This is a genomic window from Streptomyces sp. NPDC051582 (assembly GCF_040681715.1).
In the GTDB taxonomy this organism is placed as follows: domain Bacteria; phylum Actinomycetota; class Actinomycetes; order Streptomycetales; family Streptomycetaceae; genus Streptomyces.
Map to the genome: position 1 here is coordinate 114,478 of NZ_JBFAZJ010000025.1, position 20,107 is coordinate 134,584.

The window sequence follows — 20,107 nt, forward strand, 5'->3', positions numbered from 1 at the left end:
TCCCCCTACCACCCGTAACGGGTGAGACCGTCCTCCAGGACTTCCACGATCTTCTGCCCCGTCAGATATGAATCGGGGGTGGAACGGCCGGTCACGAACGGGTAGTCGACGATCACCGAAAGCGGGTGACCGAAATTCCCGTGGTACGCGCCGCGCGGCCCGGTGGCATCGCGCAGGATGTATTCCAGCGGGTACGGCGGCGGACCCATGTTGAAGTCGGTACCGAGGAATCCGGTGCCGTCCTTGTAGTCGTACTCCTTGCAGTGACCGGTCACGTGCTTGCCCCAGATGATGCTCTTGCGGTCGCCCCAGTCGCGGGCGAAGGCCAGGCAGGCCACGCCGTAGCACTCGGCGGCCACGACCTTGCCGGCGTTCTTGAAGGCCAGGATCAGCGCGTGGACGCGCTCGTTGTTGGCGAGGTCGACGATGGGACCGCTGCCGCCGACGATCAGGAGCGCGTCGTAGCCGGCGATGTCGGCTTCCAGCTTCTCCAGATCGCGGTGGTACCGCTCCAGCTTGCGCAGGTAGCCCTCGTCGCTCGTGTACGGGCGCTCGGGCGCCCACGCCTCGATGTCGAGCGGCGTGTCCAGCCGGCTCGACTGCTCGAACTCCCGCCCCAGCCGGGCGTTCTCCTCGGTGGTGACCGAGCGTCCCAGTGGAGGGTCGATGAAGTTCGCGTCGAGGCTCGGCGGAAGAGCGTGCGGACGCTTTCCGGTCGGCGTGGCGAATACGACTTCGTAGCCCCGCTCGTCGAACTTCGAAACCGGGCCTATCAGTTCTTCGGCCCAGTAACCGTGTTCGGAGACAATGACCAGAATCTTTCTGCTCACGGATTCCTCCAGGCGCCGCCTGTTGTCGTTGGCGTGACCCACACTGCTTGTGTCCGAGGGCTGCGTCAAAGCGCCCGTATGCGACTTGGTGAGGTAGGAGGGCAGGTCGCAGGGGCACTTCAGGTAGTCGCTCCGGGAGGTCATGAAGTAGCCGCGAGACTTCATGACCTCGGCCGAATCACTGAACCATTACGGGGGCACCGCCCTATGGTCTGGACGCGCCGTGAATCACGGGTGCGCGAAGGATCGAGGAGAGGGACGGGGACGATGACGACGGACCTGTTGTGCACACACATCGATCAGATACGTCCGGTGAAACCAGGCACCGAGGGCTGCGAGGAGTGCCTCGCCCTCGGCGACAGCTGGGTGCACCTGAGGATGTGCCTCAGCTGCGGGCACGTCGGATGCTGCGACTCCTCCAAGAACCGGCACGCCACCAAGCACTACCGCTCCACGGAGCACCCCATCGCGGCCTCGCACGAGCCCGGCGAGGCGTGGGCCTGGTGCTACGCCGACAAGCTGATGCTGGACGCGGCATGAGCGCGGCCCCCGAGAGCGCCACCGCCCCCGCGACCACCCCCGCGAGCGGGGCCGCGGCAGAGCGGGCCGAGAGCAGGAAGCCCGTCATCCTGGCCGTGGACGACGATCCGCAGGTGCTGCGGGCCGTCCGCCGCGACCTGCGCAGCGCGTACGGCGACCGCTACCGGGTGCTCGGCGCCTCCTCCGCCGCCGACGCCCTCAAGATCCTGGACTCCCTCGACGAGCGCGGCCACGACCCGGCGCTGTTCCTCGTGGACCAGCGGATGCCCGACGTGACCGGCGTGGAGTTCCTGCTGGAGGCCGTCAGCCGCTTCCCGGACGCCCGCCGCGTGCTGCTCACGGCGTACGCGGAGACCGATGCGGCGATCACCGCCATCAACCGGGTCCGGCTGGACTACTACCTGCTCAAGCCGTGGGACCCGCCGCACGAGCGGCTCTTCCCGGTCCTGGACGACCTGCTGTCCGACTGGCTGGCCACCTACCGCCCCGCGTACGACGGCATCATCGTCGCCGGGCACCTCGTCTCCCCCGGCACGCACGCCGTCCGGGACTTCTTCACCCGCAACGGCCAGCCGTTCCGCTTTCTGAACGTGGAACGGGATCCCGAGGCGCTGACCCTGATCGCCGCCCAGCCCGACGCGGTGCTCCCCCTCGTCCGCTTCCCGGACGGGGCGGTGCTCTCCGCGCCGTCCGACACCGTGCTGGCCCAGCGCCTCGGGCTGGCCACCACCGCCTCGCGCCCGCACTACGAGTGCGTCATCGTCGGCGCGGGCCCGGCGGGCCTGGCGGCCGGCGTCTACTCCGCCTCGGAGGGCCTCTCCACCCTGATGCTGGACTCCCGCGCCCCGGGCGGCCAGGCCGGCACCTCCAGCCTGATCGAGAACTACCTGGGCTTCCCGTCCGGCCTCTCCGGCGGGGACCTGACCCGCCGCGCCACCATCCAGGCCTCCCGCTTCGGCGCCGAGATCCTGCACCCGGTGGAGGTGGTCTCGCTGACCCGGGACGACCCGGCGAAGATCCTGACCCTGGCCGACGGCACGGAGATCAGCGCCGAGACGGTGCTGCTGGCCACCGGGGTCTCGTACAACCGCCTGGAGGCCCCCGGCGCGGACCGCTTCGAGGGCGCGGGGCTCTACTACGGCGCGGCGACGACGGAGAGCTCGGCGTGCATCTCGCAGCACGTGTTCATCGTGGGCGGCGCCAACTCGGCCGGCCAGGCGGCAGTGCACTTCGCCAAGTACGCCGCCAAGGTGACCATCCTGGTGCGCGCCGAATCGCTGGACGCGAGCATGTCCCGCTACCTGATCGACGAGATCGACCGCACCCCGAACATCGAGGTCAAGGTCCGCACGACGGTGGTCCGGCTGGACGGCGAGGAGCACCTGGAGCAGCTGACCCTGCACGACGCGACGACGGGCGCGGACACGCAGGTCCCGGCCCGGTTCATGTTCACCTTCATCGGCGCCCGCCCGCACACCGACTGGCTCTCGGGCGTGGTCGAGCGCGACGAGTACGGCTTCGTGCTGACCGGGTCCGACCTGATCGCGAACGGCGGGGAACTCCCGGCGGAGTGGAGCCTGGAGCGCGCCCCGTACCCGCTGGAGACCAGTGTCCCCGGGGTGTTCGCGGCCGGCGACGTACGGGCCCACTCGGTCAAGCGCGTGGCCTCGGGCGTGGGCGAGGGCGCGATGGCGGTCTCGCTGATCCACCGGTACCGCTCGATGGGCTGAGAGCGAACACGAATCCGCTTGCGATCAAGCCGGCACCGGATGCAACGTTAATTACATGATTACATCCGAGCAGAGCGAGCAGCTTCGCACGTGGTTCGCGGACCGCCTTCCGGTGGACGTGTACGAGTCCCTGGTCGACGTCTCGGTCGACCGCGAGGAGATCACGGTCGTCGGCACCATCCCGGCGACCGAGTCCGTCAAGGAGTTCCGCGAGCGCACCCGCGAGCAGCGCATCGAGGTCGCGCGGGAGGCCGAGGAGCTCTACCGCCGCAAGGTCGCCTGGGCCGTCCAGTCCGGCGACGACCGCGTCCTGTTCACGCACCTGGCGGTCCCGGTGATGACGCGGCTGCGCCAGCCGGAGCGGGGGGTCCTCGACACCCTGGTGGCGGGCGGCGTCGCCCGCAGCCGGGCCGACGCCCTCGCCTGGTGCGTCCGTCTCGTCGGACGCAACACGGACGAGTGGCTCACCGAGCTCCGCGACTCGCTGGCCGAGGTCCAGCGGGTCCGCGCGGCCGGCCCCGACGTCTCGGACACGTCCGAGGCCTCCGACTCCAAGAAGTCTGAGCCGGAATGACGAAAGTCCTCCCCACCCGGGCATGATCACGCAAGTCTGACAGCGAGCCGACCGGCACCCGATCACAGGGAGAGGCACGCCCCATGACCACCACCGTCGAATACATCCGCTACCGGATCGCATTGGACGACCAGCAGGCCTTCGAGGACTCGTACCGGCAGGCCGCGGAGGCCCTGGCCGCGTCACCCGAGTGCATCGACTACGAGCTGGCCCGCTGCGAGGAGGAGAACGACCGGGAGCGCTACATCCTCCGCATCCGCTGGACGTCGGTCGACGCCCATCTCAACGGATTCCGCAAGGGCGAGCACTTCCCGGCGTTCTTCAGCGCGATCCGCCCGTACGTGAAGGCCATCGAGGAGATGCAGCACTACCGCGTCACCGACGTGGCCGGCCCCGGAAAGGCCGCACCCCAGTCATGAGCACCACACCCGGCACCACTCCCACCATCTACGAGTGGATGGGCGGAGCGGAGGCGATGAACCGCCTCACGGACGCCTTCTACGCGCACGCCCTGCAGGACGAGATCCTGGCCCCGGTCTTCGCGGGCATGGACGCGGAGCACCCCCGGCACGTCGCCGTCTGGCTGTCGGAGGTCTTCGGCGGCCCGGCGCAGTACACGGCCCACCACGGCGGCCACCAGCACATGGCCACCAAGCACCTGGGCCGGGGCATCACCGAGCAGCAGCGCCGCCGGTGGGTGGACCTGCTGATGGACACGGCGGACGAGGTCGGCCTCCCGGCGGACCCCGAATTCCGCGCGGTGTTCGCGTACTACATCGAGTGGGGCACCCGCATGGCCCTGATCTACTCGGGTCCCAAGCCCCCACCGGTGGACGCGGCCAAGATCCCGGTCTGGTCCTGGGGCCAAACGCCCCCGTGGATCCCGAAGGGCTAGGGGGTGTCCGCAAAGTGGCGTCGTCCGCCCGCAGGGCGGGCCCGCGGCGTGCCGGTGCGTGCTCTCGGCGGGCCGGGCGGAAGCCCGTGTACTGGACGTACTCGGGATTTCGCCCGGTGCGGCGAGAGCGCGTGCCGGGCGCCGCGGGACAGGCGGGACTTCGCGGACACCCCCTAGGCCCCCGGCGGCCGGCCGGAGCCCCGTGGGGCAGAGGCGGGACCTCTGCCCCACACCCGCGTCCGGCCCGCCCCGCAGCTCTCCGCCGGGGCGCCCCCGGCGGAGCACCCTCACCCGGTGGGCGGAGCCTGCGCCAGGAGGACGTCCAGCGCACCGCTGTCGGCGTCGCGCCACCACCGGACGGCCCCTTCCACGACCTCCTGCAACGTCTCCCAGTCCCCCGGCCGGGCCTGCGCGTACGACCGCCAGGACGTCACCACCACCAACCGCCCCGGCGCCTGCGGCAACCAGGACAAGTCGATCAGCGCGTCCCCGAGCGCGTCCCAGTTCCCCCCGAACCACGCCGGCACGGACAACGCCGCACCCCACCGCCGCAAGAGCTCCGCCTTGCCGCGCACACCGGCCAGGTCCACCCGGAGCGTCGTCCAGCCCGCCTCCTCGGCGGCGGCCAGCGCCGGCCCGGGCGGCCGCGGATCCAGGGTCATCGCAGGACCGCCTTGAAGGTGTCGTAGTGGTCGTCCGTGTAGTAGAACTCCCCACCCTCACCGGTCACGATCCGCCGCGCCCCGCGGTCGCGCTCCCCCGGCGTCTTCACCGTGAACTCGTGGTAGTAACCGCGCTTTTGCTTCGGCAGGACCTTCTCGAAGTTCCCGAACACGGTGCCGTCCTGCCGGTACGCGTACGGCCCGCCCTTGTCGATGAGCGCGAGCACGTCACGCGCCTGCGTCGGCAGCGCATCCGCCCGTACGGTCGCCATCCCCTTGGCCCAAACGGGCGGCGGCACGGAAGCCGACGCGGCAGCGGACGGCGCAGGGCTCTGCCCACCACACCCCGCCACGCCGGCCAGCGCGACGCAAAGGAACAACGCCCCCACGACGCAACGCAGCAACGACCGGGGCACGTCCCTGAAGATCATGCACCGATCGTGCCAAATATCCGATTCGCTCGCGAATCGCCCGCCCGCCCGACCACCTGGTGACGGCAACCGGACGGCGACGGCCTCAGAGCGCGGACATCTTGGTGTAAGGACTCAGAATTCTCTTCTGGACCGATCCGAAGTCGACCAGGACAGCGATCCCCTCCTCGATACCGACGACACGGCCGAGGCCGTGCTCATCGTGAGAGACCCGGTCGCCGACGCTGAACTGCCGGAGCGGCGGTTCCACGGGGGCCTTGAACGGGCTGGACGGCAAATGGCGGCGAGGTACTGCTGACTTTGTCATTGAGACCAGTATGCGCCCCGCAGCCCCCCGCACGGGCCGCCGTTCGGATCTCAATTACGGCACCATCCGCCCCAGGACCCGTGCCGGGCCCGGGCAGGGCGGGGCCGAGGGGTGTCGCGAAGGGGCCGCGATCGGCCCGGGAGGACTCAGTCGTCCGGGTCGGCGCGCTCCAGCGCCGACCGGAGCCCCGGCTCGGACTCGGTGAGCAGGTAGTCCGCGACCGCCGTGTCGGTGACCAGGCTGGTCACCAGCCCGGACCGGAGCACCGCCCCGATCGCGGACGCCTTGCGCAGCCCGCCCGCGATGGCCACGACCTCGGGAATCCGCCGCAGCCGGTCCGCCTCGACGGTGATGCAGCGTTCACCGAGGTCCCGGCCCACGCGCCGCCCCTCGGCGTCGAACAGATGGGCGGACATCTCGGCCGCGACACCGAGCGAGGCGTAGTGCGCGCGCTCCTCGTCCGTGAGCATGTCGTGGACGGTCGAGATCCCCGGCTCCCACGAGCCGATCGAGACCGCGGCGACCGTCACCTTGTCGAAGTACTCGAAGGCCCGGGCGATCCCCGTCTGGTTCCGCAGCGCGGCCGCGGTCGCCGGATCGGGGAGCAGCATCGGCGCGTAGATGGGGTGGGCGTCGCCGCCCGAGACCTGGGCGGCGCGCCGTACGGCCTCCACGGACCCGCGCTCGGCCGTACCGGCGTCGTACACGCCCGTCAGCTGCACCACGGTGCACTGGGGCAGCCGGTGCAGGGAGGCGGCCATGTGGATGGTCGACCGCCCCCACGCGAGGCCCAGGACGTCGCCCTCGTTGACGAGCTCCCCGAGCAGGTCGGCGGCGACCGCGCCCAGGTTCTCCGGGTCCGGCGCGTCCTCGGTCGCGTCGGCCGGCGACTCGACGACCACCGCGTGCCGGAGTCCGTACCGCGCCCGCAGCGCGTCGGACCGCTCCGCGTCGAGCTCGGCCGGCACCCTGATCTCGATCCGTACGAGGTCGCGCTCAAGGGCGGTCTCCAGGACCCGGGCCACCTTGAAGCGGCTCACGCCGAACTCCTCGGCGATCTGGATCTTGGACTTGCCCTCCAGGTAGAAGCGGCGCGCCATGGCCGCCGCCTGCACCAGCTCCGCGGGTCCCATCCGCAGGGCTGACCGTCCCGCCGACATTGCAGACACCGCGTTCTCCTCACTGCTGTTCACACTCTCGACTCGCCGTTCATCCTGTCAGATCCGGCGGCCGTTGATCAGCCTGGACAGCTCCCGTTCACCGAGCCGTCCATCAACTCTCGTTTCAGTGGTCGCAAGCCCAGGGCGCCGCGGCGATCGCGACGTCCGCCTGCTCCCGCAGGGTACGTACGGCCGCGGCCGGGTCGACGGCCCCGTAGACCGCGCTCCCGGCGACGAACACGTCCGCGCCGGCCTCGGCGCAGCGCTCGATCGTCGTGGCCGAGACCCCGCCGTCGACCTGGAGCCACAGCTCCAGTCCGTGCTTGGCGATGAGCTCCCGGGTACGGCGGATCTTGGGGAGCATGATGTCGAGGAAGGGCTGGCCGCCGAAGCCGGGCTCGACCGTCATGATCAGCAGCATGTCGAGCTCGGGGAGGATGTCCTCGTACTGCTCGATCGGCGTGGCGGGCTTGAGCGCCATGGAGGCACGCGCCCCCTTGGCCCGGATCTCGCGCGCGAGGCGCACGGGCGCGGCGGCGGCCTCGGCGTGGAAGGTGACCGATCCGGCGCCGGCCTCGACGTACTGCGGGGCCCAGCGGTCCGGGTTCTCGATCATCAGGTGCAGGTCCAGCGGGATGTCCGTGGCGCGGCTCAGGGACTCCACGACGGGCACACCGAGGGTGAGGTTCGGGACGAAATGGTTGTCCATGACATCGACATGCAGCCAGTCGGCCCCCTCGACGGCCTTCGCCTCCTCGGCGAGTCGGGCGAAGTCGGCGGACAGGATGCTGGGATAAATCTGAGCGGCCATGCCCCAAGCCTGCCATGCCGTGACGCACTTCCGGCCACGACCCCGCAACTGGACCGCCGGCCCCGCCGCGCCGTCCCGTGGCCGCGCCCGTCCCGTGGCCGCGGGGGCGCCGCGCCCGCCGCGCCCCCGAGTCCCGGCCCCCGGACTACCCCGTGCGCCGGATCAGCGCCAGGTACATCGCGTCCGTCCCGTGCAGGTGCGGCCACAGCTGTACGTCCGGGCCGTCGCCCAGGGCCGGGACGCCCCCCATGTACGGCCTGGCGTCGATCAGCTCGGCGTCCACCGGCGAGGCGCCCGCGCCCCGGCCGCGCAGGACGTCGTCCACGACGACCCGGGTCTCGGCCAGGTGCGGCGAGCACGTCGCGTAGCCCACGACCCCGCCCACCCGGACCGCCGACAGGGCCTCCCGCAGCAGCGCGCGCTGGAGCGGGGCGAAGCCCTCCAGGTCCTCGGGGCGCCGCCGCCACCTGGCCTCCGGGCGGCGGCGCAGCGCGCCCAGACCGGAGCAGGGGACGTCCATCAGGACCCGGTCGAAGGAGCCCGGCCGCCACGGCGGCCGGGTGCCGTCCGCCGCGATGACCTGGTAAGGACCGGGGTTGCCGGCCAGGGCGCGCTCGACGAGCCGCGCCCGGTGCGGCTGCTTCTCGGAGGCCAGCAGGAACGCGCCGCGCTGCGCCGCGAGCGCCCCCAGCAGGGCCGCCTTGCCGCCGGGCCCCGCGCAGCCGTCCAGCCAGCGCTCGTCGCTGCCCTCGACCGGCGCGGCCGCGAGGGCCATCGCCACCAGCTGGCTGCCCTCGTCCTGGACGCCGGCGCGCCCGTCGCGCACCGCCTCCAGCGCGCCGGGCTCGCCGCCCTCGGCCATCCGCACGGCGTACGGCGACCAGCGCCCCGGCAGGGCCGAGTCCTCGCCGAGCGCCTCCACCAGCTCGTCCGTGGTGGACCGGCCGGGCCGCGCCACCAGCGTGACCTCGGGCCGCTCGTTGTCGGCTTCGAGCAGGTCCTCGATACCGGCCCGGCCTCCGCCGAGGGCGTCCCACAGCGCGCTGACGACCCACCTCGGGTGCGAGTGGTACACCGCGAGGTGCTCCTCGGCGTCCTCCTCGTACGGCGGGGCCACGCGCTCCAGCCAGCCGTCCAGATCGTGTGCGGCGATCTTGCGCAGCACGGCGTTCACGAACTTGGCGCGCCCGTCCCCGAGCACCACCCGGGCCAGCTCCACACTGGCCGACACCGCGGCGTGCGTCGGGATCCGGGTCCCCAGCAGCTGGTGGGCGCCGAGCGAGAGCACGTCCAGCACCGGCGGGTCCACCTCCCGCAGCGGCCGGTCGATGCAGGCCTTGATGACCGCGTCGTACGTGCCCTGGCGGCGCAGCGTCCCGTAGACGAGCTCGGTGGCCAGCGCCGCGTCCCGCGCCTCGAAGCCCTCCGTCTGGCGGGCCTTGCGCAGCAGCGGGGGCAGGACGAGGTTCGCGTAGGCGTCGCGCTCGTCCACCGCCCGCAGCGCCTCGAAGGCCAGCATCCTGACGGGGTCCTTCTTGGGGCGGCGGTACGGCTTGGCCTGCCGCTGGCCTGCGGCGCTGCGCGGGGTACGGGACTGATCGCTCACGTGAAAGGTGCTCCGGGTTTACGGGTGTACGAAATGCGGCCGAGGTGTGCCGGTACGGATCAGCCTACGTCGGCGCCGCCGACGCGCTCACCGGGAGCGATCCGCACCCCGCGTGCCCAGTCGGCGCCGCGCATCGGCTTCTTGCCCTGGGGCTGCACCCAGAGCAGCTCCACGGCGTGCGAGCCGGTGCCGACGTACACGTTGTTCTTGGCCGCGGCGAGTTCGCCGGGCGCCAGGTCCGTGCGGTCGGCGACCAGGCCGACGGAGATGAGCTTGAGCCGCTCCCCGCGGAAGACGGTCCACGCGCCGGGGGCGGGCGTGCAGCCGCGCACCACGCGGTCGGCGCGCATCGCGGGGGCGTTCCAGTCGATCCGGGCGTCCTCGACGGTGATCTTGGGGGCGAGCGAGACGCCGTCGGCGGGCTGCCCGACGGCGCGCAGCGTGCCGTCCTCGACGCCGTCCATGGTGGCGGCCAGCAGGCCGGAGCCGGCGAAGGCGAGGCGGGTCAGCAGGTCGCCGCTGGTGTCGGTGGGGCGGATCTCCTCGGTCAGGTGCCCGTAGACGGGTCCGGTGTCCAGTCCCTCCTCGATGAGGAAGGTGGAGGCGCCGGTGACCTGGTCGCCCGCCATGATCGACTGCTGGACGGGGGCGGCCCCGCGCCATGCGGGCAGCAGCGAGAAGTGGAGGTTGATCCAGCCGTGACGGGGGATCTCCAGGGCGCTCTTGGGGATCAGCGCGCCGTACGCGACGACCGGGCAGCAGTCCGGGCCGATCTCGCGCAGCCGGGCCTGGAAGTCGGGGTCGCGGGGCCGGACGGGCTTGAGGACCTCGATGCCGGCCTCTTCGGCGCGCTCGGCGACCGGGCTGGCCACGAGCCGGCGGCCGCGGCCGGCCGGTGCGTCGGGGCGGGTGATGACGGCCGCGACCTCGTGCCTCCCGGAGGCGATGAGGGCGTCCAGGGCGGGCACGGCGACCTCGGGGGTGCCTGCGAAGACGAGCTTCACTGGGGTCCTACCTCGCTATCTCGGCTGTCAGCAGCGCACCAGTCTATGTTCCCGGTGTCGTTCGGGCCGCCCGGGCCGGTGGACGGGGCCCGGCAGCCCTCCGTCGGAGCCCCCCGGCGGGCGCCGAGCGGCTCCGTACGCCCCGCCAGGGGGCGTACGCACACACACGCGCCTCTCGCATATGCCGACACGCCCCCGGTGCGTGACTTCAATGCCGTTTGGCGCGTTGGTCAAAAGAGATTGACCGAAACCGGGCCGCGCGATGAGATCGGTGTCTGCGGCCCGATCCGCTCTTCAGCACCGGTTCGAGAGGCTTCTTCATGGCCGACCACGCCACCCACGACGCCCAAGCACGGGCCAGCCTGCATCTCCTGGTGCGGGACATCGAGCGGGTTCGCCGGCAGGTGGATGCTCTGCGTACGCTCACCGCCCAGCTCGGCAACGTGTACCGCCCGCGCCGCTCAGGTCCCTCCACGGGCTTCGTCGTCTACGGCCGGGCCCCCGCGCCCACCGTCCGTCTCGCGCAGGAGCTGCGGGACAGTGTCGAGACGCTGGTGACCGCCGCGGTGGACTTCGACCGCTCGCTCGGCTTCTCGTGGGACGCCGTGGGTTCCGCACTCGGTGTCACCAAGCAGGCCGTGCACCGGCGGTACGGTGCCCGGCGCGCCCAGGCCGCGGAGTCCGCGGAGCCGCTGGCCGAGGGGACGACCACGCGGACCCTCGGGCCGCTGCCCACGGTGCCGGCCGCCCGCTCGGTGCCGCCGCAGCCGCTGCGCGAGGAGTCCCAGGCCGCGGCCGCGCCCCGCGCCGCGGCCGCCTTCCCGGGCCCCCGCAACGGCTGATCCGCCGCCGGCCGCCGGGACGCCGACTCTCCGACGGCCGGCCGTCGCGACGCCGTGACCCGCCCCGCCCCGCCCCCGGCGGGGACGACCCCCGTGGCCGTCCCCGCCGGGGGCGTTCGGCTGCGCCCCGCGGGCTCAGCCGATGTCCGGCGGGTCGATGCGCACCCGGACCGCCTCCGACGCCGGGACCCCGCGGGCCAGCCGCGCCGCCTGGGCCGACTTCAGGGCGGCCGCCAGCGCCGCCCCGCTGCCCGGCGGGACGCGGACCAGGGCCCGGTCCCCCGGCGAGGGCTCCCCGCGCCGCCCCGGCACCGGGACCGGACCCAGCACCTCCGCGTCCGGCGGCAGCCCGGCTCCGGCCAGGAAGGCCTCCACCGCCTCGCCCCGGCCGGCCACGGCCGCCATCCGCGACACCGGCGGAAACCCGAGCTGGGCCCGCTCCGCGAGCTCCCGTACGGCATGGCCCACCGGATCCCACCGCACCAGTGCCTGGACCGGCCGCAGCGTCGGCTCCGCGACCACGACGACCTGCCCCTCCCCCCGGACCAGCGAGGCGGCCGCGATCCACCGGCGCAGCGCGTCCTCCCCGGCCCGCAGGTCGGGCCGGGTCAGCATCGCCCAGCCGTCCAGCAGCAGCGCCGCCGCGTAACCGGCGCCCGCGGCGACCGGCTCGGCCCCCGGGGTGCACACCACCAGCGCGGGCCGGTCCGGCACCTCGTCCAGGATGTGGTCGCGCCCGGAAGTCCGTACGGGCACGGCGGGGAAGGCCCGCCCGAGCTCCTCGGCGGTCCGCCGGGCGCCCACCACCTGGGCGCGCAGCCGGAACGAGCCGCACTCCTCGCAGTGCCAGGCGCTCTCCTGCCGGCCGCACCAGCCGCAGTGCAGGTCCCGCGCGTCGGGGGCCTCCAACGGCCCCGCGCAGACCTTGCAGCGGGCGGGGGCGCGGCAGCGCTCGCACGCCAGCCGCGGCGCGTAACCGCGCCGCGGCACCTGGACGAGCACCGGCCCGGTCTTCAGCCCCTCCCGTACGGTCTCCCAGGCCAGGCTGGGCAGCCGGGCGGCGCGGGCCGCCTCGTCCCGGGCCAAGAGCTCGTCGCCCACGGTCCGGATCCGGGGCGCGCAGGCCCGTACCGTCTCGCGGTCGGCGACGAGCGCCCGCGCCCAGCCCGATTCGACGAGCTGGGCGGCTTCGACGGTGCAGCCGGTGCTCCCGGCGAGGAATCCGCAGCCGTCGCTGACCGCGCGCAGTTCCAGTACCTCGCGGACGTGGGGGAAGGGGGCGCGGTCCTCGCTGTGGCTGGAGTCGCCGTCGTCCCAGATGGCGACCAGCCCGAGCTCCCGTACGGGCGCGAACATCGCGGCCCGGGTGCCGACGACGGCGCGCACCGAGCCCCGGCTCACGGCGAGCCACTGGCGGTAGCGCTTCTCGGGGCCGGACTCGGCGGTGAGCAGCGCGTGCCGGCCTTCGCCGAGCAGGGCGGTGAGCGCGGCGTCGACCCGGGCGGCGGAGCGCCCGTCGGGGACGACGGCGAGGGCGCCGCGCCCGGAGGCGAGGGTGGCGGCCATGGCCCGGGCCAGCTCGTCGGCCCAGCCGGGGCCGGGCAGCGCGGTCCACACGGCCCGCGGGGCGGCGCCGGTGGCCAGCGCCCGCAGGAAGGCGGGGCCCGCGCCGTAGCGCGCCCAGCCGCCCGGTTCGGGCGCGGCGGGCGGCGGCAGCGGCTCGGGCGAGGGCTTGGCCTCGGCGCGGGCGCTGCGCGCGGGCAGGGCGAGTTGGAGCACGTCGGCCAGGCTGCCGGCGTACCGGTCGGCGACGGCCCGGGCGAGGGCGAGCACGGACGGGCCGAGGACGACCTCGGGCGAGACGACCTGGGCGAGGGCGGCGAGGGCTCCGTCGTAGTCGGACTCGGCGCGCCGCTCGACGATGAACCCGTCGATGAGGCCGCCGCCCTCGCGGCGTCCGCCGTGGACGCGGTGGCCGCCGGCTCCGAACCGGACCCGGACGCGGACGCCGGGGCGGGCGGTCTCGGAGAGCTCGGCGGGGACGGCGTAGTCGAAGAGGCGGTCGAGGTGGAGCACGCCCTTGTTGACGAGGACGCGGGCCACGGGCAGTTCCTCGGCGACGGCGGCCCCGCGCCAGGTGCGCGGCTTGGCCTTGGGGGCCTTGGCCTTCGCCGCGGCGACCATCTCCCGCATCAGCGCGAGCTGCTCCGGCGGGCCCGCCGCCCCGGTTTCGCTCTCGCCGTCGTCGCTGCTCACAGCAGCATTCTTACAAACGGCACCGACAGCGGGCGCCCTCCCGGGATCGAGGCGGGCGGCGGCGGGCGATCGACGCAGTACGGCCCCGGACCTGCGCAGGTCCGGGGCCGTACGTGCCCGCCGCGGGGCGGGGTGTGCCTACAGGCCGGCGGCCGCGCGCAGTGCGTCCACGCGGTCCGTGCGCTCCCAGGTGAAGTCCGGCAGCTCGCGGCCGAAGTGGCCGTACGCGGCGGTCTGGGCGTAGATCGGGCGCAGCAGGTCGAGGTCGCGGATGATCGCGGCCGGGCGGAGGTCGAAGACCTGGCCGATCGCGTCCTCGATCTTCTGGACCTCCACCTTGGCGGTGCCGAAGGTCTCGACGAAGAGGCCGACGGGCTCGGCCTTGCCGATGGCGTACGCGACCTGGACCTCGCAGCGCGAGGCGAGGCCGGCGGCGACCACGTTCTTGGCGACCCAGCGCATGGCGTACGCGGCGGAGCGGTCGACCTTGGACGGGTCCTTGCCCGAGAAGGCGCCGCCACCGTGGCGGGCCATGCCGCCGTAGGTGTCGATGATGATCTTGCGGCCGGTGAGGCCGGCGTCGCCCATCGGGCCGCCGATCTCGAAGCGGCCGGTCGGGTTGACCAGCAGGCGGTAGCCCTCGGTGTCGAGCTTGATGCCGTCCTCGACGAGCTGGGCCAGCACGTGCTCGACGACGAACTCGCGGATGTCCGGGGCGAGCAGCGAGTCCAGGTCGATGTCCGAGGCGTGCTGCGAGGACACGACGACGGTGTCGAGGCGGACGGCCTTGTCGCCGTCGTACTCGATGGTGACCTGGGTCTTGCCGTCGGGGCGCAGGTACGGGATGGTCCCGTTCTTGCGGACCTCGGACAGGCGGCGCGAGAGCCGGTGCGCGATGTGGATCGGGAGCGGCATGAGCTCGGGGGTCTCGTCGCACGCGTAGCCGAACATCAGGCCCTGGTCGCCGGCGCCCTGCTTGTCGAGCTCGTCCTCGTCGCCCTCGACCCGCTTCTCGTACGCGGTGTCGACGCCCTGCGCGATGTCCGGGGACTGCGCGCCGATGGACACCGACACGCCGCAGGAGGCGCCGTCGAAGCCCTTCTTCGAGGAGTCGTAGCCGATCTCAAGGATCTTGTCGCGGACGAGCTGAGCGATCGGCGCGTACGCCTTCGTCGTCACCTCACCGGCGATGTGGACGAGACCGGTGGTGATGAGGGTCTCCACGGCCACACGCGAGGTCGGGTCCTCGGTGAGAAGTGCGTCGAGGATCGTGTCGCTGATCTGGTCAGCGATCTTGTCGGGGTGACCCTCGGTGACGGACTCCGAGGTGAACAGGCGACGGGACACAACGCTCCCTGGGGTTGCAGCGGCTGCTGGCTGATCATTTGGCGGAACCACACCGGGGGCTGCGCCCGATCACGTTCCGAGTGTGCAGTTTATCGGTCGCCACCGTTTGCCGGACCACCTGTCTCGCCCAATGGGAGCCATGTGACCTGCGGCACTCCATTCTGGCTCATGGAATCCGCTACGAGAAGGGCCGTCGCTCAGGCGCGTCGGGGGGCGAGTCGCGGGGCGATCTGGTCCCAGATCACCTCGGCCAGCGCTTCCTTGGGACCGTAGGGAACCGGGGTTTCCTTCCCGTCGGACGCCAGGATGACCGCCTCGTTCTCCTCGGAACCGAAGGTCTTGGCTTCGCCGACCTCGTTCACGACGAGAAGATCACACCCCTTGCGGAGCAATTTGGCCCGGCCGTTCGCGAGCACGTCGTCCGTTTCGGCGGCGAAACCGACCACGACCTGGCCTTCCCTGGCACGCTCGGCCGAGATCTCGGCGAGGACGTCGGGGTTGCGGACGAGCGCCACGGGGGCCGGATCCTGCCCGTCTTTTTTCTTGATCTTGCCGCTGGCGTACTCCGCGGGCCGGAAGTCGGCCACGGCAGCGGCCATCACCACGGCGTCGGCGTCCGCCGCCGCCTTGAGCACGGCCTCGCGCAGCTGTACGGCCGTCCCGACCCGTACGACGTCCACCCCGGCCGGGTCGGCCAGCGCGGTGTTGGCCGCCACGAGGGTGACGCGGGCCCCGCGGGCGACGGCCGTACGGGCCAGCGCGTAGCCCTGCTTGCCGGAGGAGCGGTTGCCGAGGAAGCGGACCGGGTCGAGGGGCTCCCGCGTACCGCCGGCACTGATCACCACGTGCCGGCCGGCCAGGTCGGGCCCGGCCGCGCCGTGCGCCGTGCCCGACCTCCTCAGGACGTGGCGGCACACCTCGAAGATCTCCTCGGGGTCGGGCAGCCTCCCCTTGCCGGTGTCCTTGCCGGTGAGCCGGCCCACGGCGGGCTCGATGACGACGGCCCCGCGGCGGCGCAGCGTCGCCACGTTCTCCCGGGTGGCGGGGTGCTCCCACATCTCGGTGTGCATCGCGGGGGCGAACACCACCGGGCAGCGCGCGGTGAGCAGCGTGTTCGTGAGCAGGTCGTCGGCGAGGCCGTGGGCGGCCTTGGCGAGCATGTCGGCGGTGGCGGGGGCGACCACGACGAGGTCGGCGCCCTGTCCGATGCGGACGTGCGGGACCTCGTGGACGGTCTCCCAGACCTCGGTCCCCGCCGGGTTGCCGGAGAGGGCGGCCCAGGTGGCCTCGCCCACGAAGTTCAGGGACGCCGCCGTGGGGACGACCCGTACCTCGTGCCCGGACTCGGTGAGCCGGCGCAGCAGCTCGCACGCCTTGTAGGCGGCGATCCCGCCGCTGACTCCGAGCACGACCTTCGGCTTACCCACCACACACGCCCTCTCTCGCTGATCGTCGTACGTGTCTATGACACACCACAGGCCCGGCAGATGTTCTGCCGGGCCTGTGGTGAAAGGAATTCTCGGTGCCTTACTGGGCCGGGGCCTCGATGGCCTCGGAGGTCAGCAGACCCGCGTTGATCTCGCGCAGCGCGATCGAAAGCGGCTTCTCGTGGACGTGGGTGTCCACCAGCGGGCCGACGTACTCAAGCAGGCCCTCACCGAGCTGCGAGTAGTACGCGTTGATCTGACGCGCGCGCTTGGCCGCGTAGATCACGAGGCTGTACTTCGAGTCCGTGGCCTCAAGCAGCTCGTCGATCGGCGGGTTGATGATGCCCTCGGGCGCAGTGATGGAAGAGGACACGCTCTACCTTCCGAAGAATGGGTGAATGATCAAGCATTGACCGAAATGAACATCGATCAACGATCAGACAACTTCCATCAAGGCTAGCAGCTCGCGCGCCACGTCCTCGACGGAGGTGTTGACCAGGGTGGTGTCGAACTCGGACTCGGCAGCCAGTTCGACCTTGGCGGACTCCAGCCTGCGCTGGATGACCTCCGGTGATTCGGTGCCGCGGCCGGTGAGCCGGCGGACCAGCTCGTCCCAGCTCGGCGGTGCGAGGAAGACGAGCTGGGCCTCCGGCATGGACTCGCGGACGAGCCGCGCGCCTTGGAGGTCGATCTCCAGGAGAACGGGCTCGCCGTTCTCCAGTCGTTCCGCCACCGCGCCGCGCGGTGTGCCGTAGCGGTTGCCCGCGAACTCGGCCCACTCCAGCAGCTCGCCGTTGGCGATCAGCTTGTCGAACTCGTCGTCGTTGACGAAGAAGTAGTGGACTCCGTGTCGCTCACCGGGCCGCGGCTTGCGGGTGGTGGCCGACACCGAGAGCCATACCTCGGGGTGGACTTTGCGCATATGCGCGACGACCGTGCTCTTGCCGACCCCCGAGGGGCCGGAGAGCACGGTCAGCCGCGGACGAACCTCTGCTGCCATAGAGCGATTATCCAGCTTCTCGGGACTGCCTGAGAACGCCGGGAGAACTTCAGGCAACGCGTCAGCCGGCAGGAGTGCCGAACTCACGCTCCAGAGACGCGATCTGGTTGGAACCGAGACCTCGGACACGCCGGGACTCGGAGATGCCGAGGCGCTCCATGATCTGCTTGGCGCGGACCTTGCCCACGCCAGGCAGGGACTCCAGCAAGGCGGAGACCTTCATCTTGCCGATGACGTCGTTCTCCTGGCCGGTCTTGATGACCTCTTGGAGCGAGGCGCCGGAGTGCTTGAGTCGATTCTTCACCTCGGCCCGCTCCCGGCGAGCCGCGGCGGCCTTTTCGAGCGCGGCTGCGCGCTGTTCAGGGGTAAGGGGCGGAAGAGCCACGCCTACGTCACCTCGGATGTCGAACTGTCGGATACGGACCAGTGGGGAGCCCCAGGGCACCACACCAGGCGAATGCCCGAACAGCGGTGGAACTCGTTCGCTGCTCGTCACTCTGATCGGAGACTAGCGGCCATGACCGCTCCAGTCAGCGAGAACGGACGAAAAGTCCTGGTCAGCCTCCACCGAACCGTACATCACGGACAAAATACCCCTGTTTTGTCCGAGGAAGTACGTTCGAATTTCGTCAGGTCGAACGGGAACGCGTACCGCGAGGGGTCCGCGGAGGCGTCCTAGGCGGGGACGGCCTCCCGGATCTCGGCCGCGAAGCGCGCCGCCGCCTCCTGGAGCCCCGCCGGGTACGGACCGTGCCGGAGCACCCCGCGCGAGACGTTCGGCACCACGTTGCGGGCGGCGTCGCCGAAGACTGCCGGGAGGTCGGCGGCGGAGGCACCCTGGGCGCCGACGCCCGGGGCCAGCAGGGGGCCGTTGATGTCCAGGTCGAAGGAGGACAGGTCTCCCAGGGTGGCCCCGACCACCGCACCGAAGGAGCCCATGGGCCCGGCGCCCGCGTTCTCGGCCGCCAGGTGGCGCAGCATGGTCGCGCCGACGCTCAGGCCGTCCTCGCGGACCGCCCGCTGCACCTCGGCGCCCTCGGGGTTCGAGGTGAGGGCCAGGACGAACAGGCCCGCGCCGTTCTCCCGGGCCAGGTCCACGGCCGGCTTCAGCGAGCCGTAGCCGAGGTACGGGGAGACCGTGAGGGCGTCCGAGAACAGCGGGGAGTCCTTGTGCAGGAAGGTCTCGGCGTACGCGGCCATGGTGGAGCCGATGTCTCCGCGCTTGGCGTCCATGACCACCAGGCCGCCCGCGGCGCGGACGTCGGCGACCGTGCGCTCCAGCACGGCGACGCCGCGGGAGCCGAAGCGCTCGAAGAAGGCGGCCTGCGGCTTGAAGACGGCCACCTGCTCGGCGAGCGCCTCCACCACGGTGCGGGAGAACCGCTCCAGGCCCGCGACGTCGTCGGCCAGGCCCCAGGAGGCCAGCAGCGACGCGTGCGGGTCGATGCCCACGCAGAGCGGGCCGCGGGTGTCCATCGCCTCACGGAGGCGGGTACCGAAGGGGGTCACAGAGCTGCCTTTCGGGTCTCGGCGCCGACCGCGTCGGCGAGGGTCGCGTAGGGGCCGGCGGCCAGGCGGGCGGCCAGGCCCTTGTGGATGGCGCGGGCGTAGAACGGGCCCTCGTAGATGAACGCGCTGTACCCCTGGATCAGGGTGGCGCCGGCCAGGATCCGCTGCCAGGCGTCGTCGGCGTTCTCGATGCCGCCCACACCAATCAGGACAATCCGGTCTCCGACACGAGCGTACAGCCGCCGCAGGACTTCGAGGGAGCGCTCCTTGACCGGGGCACCGGACAGGCCGCCGGTCTCCTTCACCAGGTCCGGGGAGGACTTCAGGCCCAGCCCCTCGCGGGCGATGGTGGTGTTGGTGGCGATGATGCCGTCCAGGCCGAGTTCCAGGGCCAGGTCGGCGACCGCGTCCACGTCCTCGTCCGCGAGGTCCGGGGCGATCTTGACGAGCAGCGGGACCCGGCGGTCGGTCACCGTGCGGTCCGCGGCCTCCCGTACGGCCGTCAGCAGCGGGCGCAGGGACTCGGTGGCCTGGAGGTTGCGCAGGCCGGGCGTGTTCGGCGAGGAGACGTTCACGACCAGGTAGTCCGCGTGGCGGGCCAGGCGCTCGGTGGAGGCGACGTAGTCCGCCACCGCCTCCTCCTCCGGCACGACCTTGGTCTTGCCGATGTTGACGCCCACGACGGTCTTGAAGACCGGCACGCGGGCCCCCAGGCGGGCCGCCACGGCCTCGGAACCCTCGTTGTTGAACCCCATGCGGTTGATGAGCGCGCGGTCCGGCACGAGCCGGAACAGCCGCTTCTTGGGGTTGCCCGGCTGCGCCTGCGCCGTGACCGTGCCGATCTCGACGTGGTCGAAGCCGAGCATCGACATGCCGTCGATGGCGACGGCGTTCTTGTCGAAGCCGGCCGCGAGGCCGAAGGGGCCGTGCATGCGCAGCCCGAGCGCCTCGGTGCGCAGCTCCTCGTACCGGGGGGCCAGGGCGGCCGCGGCGAAGGTGCGCAGGACGGGGGTGCGGGCCGCGAGCCGGATCCAGCGGAAGGCCAGGTAGTGGGCCTGCTCCGGGTCCATGCGCTTGAAGACCAGGTTGAAGAAGAGTTTGTACATGTCGAGAAGATCCCTTGTGCGCTCATGACGAGGGGGACACCGACGCGCATCGCGCATCCGTGTCCCCCTC

General features: G+C 72.2%; 22 protein-coding genes. 6 read left to right on the top strand and 16 right to left on the bottom strand.

Annotated elements, in window-relative coordinates; all coding sequences use genetic code 11:
• Positions 1 to 5: 5 nt before the first annotated feature.
• Entirely contained in the window at positions 6 to 830 is an 825-nt protein-coding gene (locus AB0M92_RS28425; RefSeq protein WP_366105157.1) for a type 1 glutamine amidotransferase domain-containing protein, read from the bottom strand.
• A gap of 267 nt (positions 831 to 1,097) precedes the next feature.
• On the opposite strand from AB0M92_RS28425, the gene AB0M92_RS28430 reads away from it, so the two are divergent.
• The 5 genes from AB0M92_RS28430 (at position 1,098) to AB0M92_RS28450 (ending at position 4,569) form a co-directional block, all read left to right on the top strand.
• Positions 1,098 to 1,370 carry a UBP-type zinc finger domain-containing protein gene (locus AB0M92_RS28430; RefSeq protein ID WP_366105158.1) on the top strand — a complete coding sequence of 91 codons (273 nt, stop codon included), beginning with the start codon at positions 1,098 to 1,100 and terminating at the stop codon, positions 1,368 to 1,370.
• A complete protein-coding gene (locus tag AB0M92_RS28435) occupies positions 1,367 to 3,100 on the top strand; it encodes an FAD-dependent oxidoreductase (protein ID WP_366105159.1) in 1,734 nt (577 codons plus the stop codon). Before AB0M92_RS28430 ends, AB0M92_RS28435 begins: the two co-directional genes overlap by 4 nt.
• 55 nt (positions 3,101 to 3,155) lie before the next feature.
• Entirely contained in the window at positions 3,156 to 3,674 is a 519-nt protein-coding gene (locus tag AB0M92_RS28440) for a hypothetical protein (protein WP_366105160.1), read from the top strand.
• Between the two features lie 83 nt (positions 3,675 to 3,757).
• Positions 3,758 to 4,093, top strand: coding sequence for an antibiotic biosynthesis monooxygenase family protein (locus tag AB0M92_RS28445; protein WP_030157498.1), 336 nt, complete (start codon positions 3,758 to 3,760; stop codon positions 4,091 to 4,093).
• The gene (locus AB0M92_RS28450; protein ID WP_366105161.1) at positions 4,090 to 4,569 is read left to right on the top strand and encodes a group II truncated hemoglobin; all 480 of its coding nucleotides are present in this window, start codon (positions 4,090 to 4,092) and stop codon (positions 4,567 to 4,569) included. Before AB0M92_RS28445 ends, AB0M92_RS28450 begins: the two co-directional genes overlap by 4 nt.
• Positions 4,570 to 4,856: 287 nt before the next feature.
• Here the strand turns inward: AB0M92_RS28450 and AB0M92_RS28455 are convergent, their stop codons facing one another.
• From AB0M92_RS28455 to fmt, 7 genes are all read right to left on the bottom strand, one after another.
• The gene (locus AB0M92_RS28455; RefSeq protein ID WP_366105162.1) at positions 4,857 to 5,231 is read right to left on the bottom strand and encodes a barstar family protein; all 375 of its coding nucleotides are present in this window, start codon (positions 5,229 to 5,231) and stop codon (positions 4,857 to 4,859) included.
• A complete protein-coding gene (locus AB0M92_RS28460) occupies positions 5,228 to 5,662 on the bottom strand; it encodes a ribonuclease domain-containing protein (RefSeq protein WP_366105163.1) in 435 nt (144 codons plus the stop codon). Before AB0M92_RS28460 ends, AB0M92_RS28455 begins: the two co-directional genes overlap by 4 nt.
• Before the next feature lie 85 nt (positions 5,663 to 5,747).
• Complete coding sequence (locus AB0M92_RS28465; RefSeq protein WP_030157491.1) at positions 5,748 to 5,969, bottom strand: CarD family transcriptional regulator; 222 nt, start codon at positions 5,967 to 5,969, stop codon at positions 5,748 to 5,750.
• A 146-nt stretch (positions 5,970 to 6,115) separates the two neighbouring features.
• Positions 6,116 to 7,129: a sugar-binding domain-containing protein gene (locus tag AB0M92_RS28470; protein WP_366105182.1), complete on the bottom strand. Its 1,014-nt coding sequence runs from the start codon at positions 7,127 to 7,129 to the stop codon at positions 6,116 to 6,118.
• A gap of 124 nt (positions 7,130 to 7,253) precedes the next feature.
• Positions 7,254 to 7,940 (bottom strand): ribulose-phosphate 3-epimerase, encoded by a 687-nt coding sequence (gene rpe, locus AB0M92_RS28475; RefSeq protein WP_030157487.1) that lies wholly within the window; start codon positions 7,938 to 7,940, stop codon positions 7,254 to 7,256.
• Positions 7,941 to 8,085: 145 nt separating this feature from the next.
• Positions 8,086 to 9,546 (bottom strand): transcription antitermination factor NusB, encoded by a 1,461-nt coding sequence (locus tag AB0M92_RS28480; protein WP_366105164.1) that lies wholly within the window; start codon positions 9,544 to 9,546, stop codon positions 8,086 to 8,088.
• A 59-nt stretch (positions 9,547 to 9,605) separates the two neighbouring features.
• Positions 9,606 to 10,550 carry a methionyl-tRNA formyltransferase gene (gene fmt / locus AB0M92_RS28485; RefSeq protein WP_366105165.1) on the bottom strand — a complete coding sequence of 315 codons (945 nt, stop codon included), beginning with the start codon at positions 10,548 to 10,550 and terminating at the stop codon, positions 9,606 to 9,608.
• A gap of 320 nt (positions 10,551 to 10,870) precedes the next feature.
• Here fmt and AB0M92_RS28490 point away from each other — a divergent pair, with 320 nt between their 5' ends.
• On the top strand, positions 10,871 to 11,392 hold the full coding sequence (locus AB0M92_RS28490) for a hypothetical protein (RefSeq protein WP_366105166.1): 522 nt from the start codon (positions 10,871 to 10,873) through the stop codon (positions 11,390 to 11,392).
• 135 nt (positions 11,393 to 11,527) lie between these two features.
• Here the strand turns inward: AB0M92_RS28490 and AB0M92_RS28495 are convergent, their stop codons facing one another.
• The 8 genes from AB0M92_RS28495 to AB0M92_RS28530 all read right to left on the bottom strand — a co-directional run bounded on the left by AB0M92_RS28495 (position 11,528) and on the right by AB0M92_RS28530 (position 20,037).
• On the bottom strand, positions 11,528 to 13,648 hold the full coding sequence (locus AB0M92_RS28495) for a primosomal protein N' (protein ID WP_366105167.1): 2,121 nt from the start codon (positions 13,646 to 13,648) through the stop codon (positions 11,528 to 11,530).
• A gap of 138 nt (positions 13,649 to 13,786) precedes the next feature.
• The gene (gene metK, locus AB0M92_RS28500; protein ID WP_030873691.1) at positions 13,787 to 14,995 is read right to left on the bottom strand and encodes a methionine adenosyltransferase; all 1,209 of its coding nucleotides are present in this window, start codon (positions 14,993 to 14,995) and stop codon (positions 13,787 to 13,789) included.
• A 197-nt stretch (positions 14,996 to 15,192) separates the two neighbouring features.
• Positions 15,193 to 16,422 carry a bifunctional phosphopantothenoylcysteine decarboxylase/phosphopantothenate--cysteine ligase CoaBC gene (coaBC, locus tag AB0M92_RS28505; RefSeq protein ID WP_366105168.1) on the bottom strand — a complete coding sequence of 410 codons (1,230 nt, stop codon included), beginning with the start codon at positions 16,420 to 16,422 and terminating at the stop codon, positions 15,193 to 15,195.
• 100 nt (positions 16,423 to 16,522) lie between these two features.
• Positions 16,523 to 16,795 (bottom strand): DNA-directed RNA polymerase subunit omega, encoded by a 273-nt coding sequence (gene rpoZ, locus AB0M92_RS28510; protein WP_004948662.1) that lies wholly within the window; start codon positions 16,793 to 16,795, stop codon positions 16,523 to 16,525.
• 63 nt (positions 16,796 to 16,858) lie between these two features.
• Positions 16,859 to 17,422 carry a guanylate kinase gene (gene gmk, locus AB0M92_RS28515; protein ID WP_366105169.1) on the bottom strand — a complete coding sequence of 188 codons (564 nt, stop codon included), beginning with the start codon at positions 17,420 to 17,422 and terminating at the stop codon, positions 16,859 to 16,861.
• Between the two features lie 61 nt (positions 17,423 to 17,483).
• A complete protein-coding gene (locus AB0M92_RS28520; RefSeq protein WP_008740406.1) occupies positions 17,484 to 17,807 on the bottom strand; it encodes an integration host factor in 324 nt (107 codons plus the stop codon).
• Between the two features lie 290 nt (positions 17,808 to 18,097).
• On the bottom strand, positions 18,098 to 18,931 hold the full coding sequence (gene pyrF, locus AB0M92_RS28525; RefSeq protein WP_366105170.1) for an orotidine-5'-phosphate decarboxylase: 834 nt from the start codon (positions 18,929 to 18,931) through the stop codon (positions 18,098 to 18,100).
• Positions 18,928 to 20,037, bottom strand: a complete 1,110-nt coding sequence (locus tag AB0M92_RS28530) for a quinone-dependent dihydroorotate dehydrogenase (protein WP_366105171.1) — start codon at positions 20,035 to 20,037, stop codon at positions 18,928 to 18,930. The genes pyrF and AB0M92_RS28530 overlap by 4 nt, the downstream gene beginning before the upstream one ends.
• Positions 20,038 to 20,107 lie beyond the last annotated feature (70 nt).

Coding starts and splice junctions, on each gene's coding strand:
- AB0M92_RS28430 (WP_366105158.1), top strand. CDS start 1,098: ATGACGACGGACCTGTTGTGCACACACATCGATCAGATACGTCCGGTG.
- AB0M92_RS28435 (WP_366105159.1), top strand. CDS start 1,367: ATGAGCGCGGCCCCCGAGAGCGCCACCGCCCCCGCGACCACCCCCGCG.
- AB0M92_RS28440 (WP_366105160.1), top strand. CDS start 3,156: ATGATTACATCCGAGCAGAGCGAGCAGCTTCGCACGTGGTTCGCGGAC.
- AB0M92_RS28445 (WP_030157498.1), top strand. CDS start 3,758: ATGACCACCACCGTCGAATACATCCGCTACCGGATCGCATTGGACGAC.
- AB0M92_RS28450 (WP_366105161.1), top strand. CDS start 4,090: ATGAGCACCACACCCGGCACCACTCCCACCATCTACGAGTGGATGGGC.
- AB0M92_RS28455 (WP_366105162.1), bottom strand. CDS start 5,231: ATGACCCTGGATCCGCGGCCGCCCGGGCCGGCGCTGGCCGCCGCCGAG.
- AB0M92_RS28460 (WP_366105163.1), bottom strand. CDS start 5,662: ATGATCTTCAGGGACGTGCCCCGGTCGTTGCTGCGTTGCGTCGTGGGG.
- AB0M92_RS28465 (WP_030157491.1), bottom strand. CDS start 5,969: ATGACAAAGTCAGCAGTACCTCGCCGCCATTTGCCGTCCAGCCCGTTC.
- AB0M92_RS28470 (WP_366105182.1), bottom strand. CDS start 7,129: ATGTCGGCGGGACGGTCAGCCCTGCGGATGGGACCCGCGGAGCTGGTG.
- rpe (WP_030157487.1), bottom strand. CDS start 7,940: ATGGCCGCTCAGATTTATCCCAGCATCCTGTCCGCCGACTTCGCCCGA.
- AB0M92_RS28490 (WP_366105166.1), top strand. CDS start 10,871: ATGGCCGACCACGCCACCCACGACGCCCAAGCACGGGCCAGCCTGCAT.
- gmk (WP_366105169.1), bottom strand. CDS start 17,422: ATGGCAGCAGAGGTTCGTCCGCGGCTGACCGTGCTCTCCGGCCCCTCG.
- AB0M92_RS28530 (WP_366105171.1), bottom strand. CDS start 20,037: ATGTACAAACTCTTCTTCAACCTGGTCTTCAAGCGCATGGACCCGGAG.